The following is a 1,826-nucleotide window of genomic DNA, read 5'->3' as shown; positions in this document are numbered from 1 at the left end:
TCTGGCGCAAGACCGCCGAAGAGATCCTCGACTCCCTCGCACGATATCTGCAACGGATTTCAGGCGCAGAACACTAGTGTTCTGCGCCTGAAATCCGTTGTGTAATTGTAGGATTCGTCGGTGGCAAGGACGGGGCGGCCGAGGTCGGGGCCGGATTTGGTGGTGACCGAGGCGCAGCGTCGGGAGTTGGTGCGGGGTGCGCGGGCGGCGACGTCGACGCAGGCGTATGCGTTGCGGTGCCGGATCGTGCTGGCCTGTGCCGAGCCGGGTGCGTTCAACACCCATGTTGCGGCGCAGGTAGGTGTGTCGGCGATGACGGTGCGTAAGTGGCGGGGCCGTTTCATCGAGTACGGGCTGGCCGGTTTGGCTGATGAGCCGCGGCCGGGCCGGCCGCCGTCGATTCTGCTGGATCAGGTGCAGCAGGTGGTGGAGATGACCTTGGAGCAGGCCCCGCCCGATGCCACGCACTGGTCTCGGTCGTCGATGGCCGAACGGACGGGGCTGTCGAAATCGACGGTCGGCAGGATCTGGCGGCGGTTCGAGCTGAAACCGCACCTGACCGATGGATTCAAGATCTCGACCGATCCGTTGTGCGAATTCGGCGTCATCGGTCACACCGCGAGGATAGGGGTCACCAGAGCTGCTCTGGAATCAGAACTGTCCAAACCTGTCCCGGCGCGAAGGGGATGGCTGTACCGGTGGGGGTTGTGTACGTTGTGCCCGTCTCCGGCGAGGGCCGGGACCACACGGCCGGGAACGCTTGGCCGTCGCGAAGTACGAGTGCCTGACCGCTACCGGTCGTCTGGGCCAGGGGTGAGACGCTGCCCGCCACGTCGCTGATGGCCGAGTTCTGCACCGGCACACTCTGCAGCACGACCGTACTTGGCGTGAGCCGTCCGGTATCGGCAGCGCTGTAGGCAGCACCATCCATGGACACCAGCCAGCCGTGATCGCTGGGTGACCAGTCGAAGCCGACCACCGCAGCCGGATACCGCGCTTCCTCATGTTGCGTGGGCCGACCGCCGGCAGGCGCAGGACCGAAGTGCAGTTGCGAAGCCTCCGGCCAGCCGCCGCCTTCGGGCAACTGATCGGGGCGGACGAACATGTTGTGCGGCGCGGCGCGACTGTAATCGCGGAAGTACGCCGCGGGTTGCAGATCGGCCGAGGCGTTCTGGAGCGAGGAGGAATCGAGGGCGGGAATCAGCTCGGGTGCGGAACCAGAGGATGCCAACGTCGGGTTACCGAACTGGGCCAACAGCGTCAGATCAGTTTCTCGCGCACTCCGGACAGGCCCGATCACCGGGGGTTTCTGTGTCGCGAACACCGCGGCCAGCCGACTCAAACCACCCTCGACCGGCTCGACGTAGACCACATCGGCGGCTCCGAGCCCAACCGGTGGCCGTGCCTGCGGGCTGTTGTCTATCTTCGCGACCAGCACGGGCACCCCTACCCGGGAGGGTGGGGGCGAGGCAGGTGCCGCCTGCTCGGGTCCGGTGCGGGTGCTGGTGACAGTGCCGGGGCGGTCGGCGGGGCCGGTGTCGGTACCGCTACTGCACGCGAACGTAGTGCACATTCCCAAGGTCATCAGGAACGCGGCAATCCACACCCACCATCGCTGCTGCATAAGGCAAACCTCTAGCTACCAATTTACGCCGCGCTCGACCACTCGGGCCGGTCGCTGGTTGAGGCTTATGCCCCGGCGAGCGCCCGTGAGCCACCCCGACGACCCGCGGCGCGTGGGCACGGATAGGCGGTGAGGTGCTCGCCTGTAATCTCACGATCATGGTGGACACCCCCTTCGGTCGAGTCATCACGGCGATGGTGAC

Annotated in this window: 1 protein-coding gene and 1 pseudogene; one reads left to right on the top strand and one right to left on the bottom strand. The window is 66.2% G+C overall.

Going from position 1 to position 1,826, the window contains the following annotated elements:
• Positions 1–120: 120 nt before the first annotated feature.
• Positions 121–519, top strand: a pseudogene (locus A5789_RS37600) (helix-turn-helix domain-containing protein); the annotation flags it as partial.
• Between the two features lie 112 nt (positions 520–631).
• Here A5789_RS37600 and A5789_RS02615 read toward each other — a convergent pair.
• Positions 632–1,624, bottom strand: coding sequence for a DUF3048 domain-containing protein (locus A5789_RS02615; RefSeq protein WP_064906548.1), 993 nt, complete (start codon positions 1,622–1,624; stop codon positions 632–634).
• Positions 1,625–1,826 lie beyond the last annotated feature (202 nt).

The sequence above is a fragment of the Nocardia sp. 852002-51101_SCH5132738 genome (assembly GCF_001665695.1).
Classification (GTDB): Bacteria; Actinomycetota; Actinomycetes; order Mycobacteriales; family Mycobacteriaceae; genus Nocardia; species Nocardia nova.
Note: the sequence above shows the minus strand (reverse complement) of the source record. Positions and strands in the feature narration are given on the sequence as shown.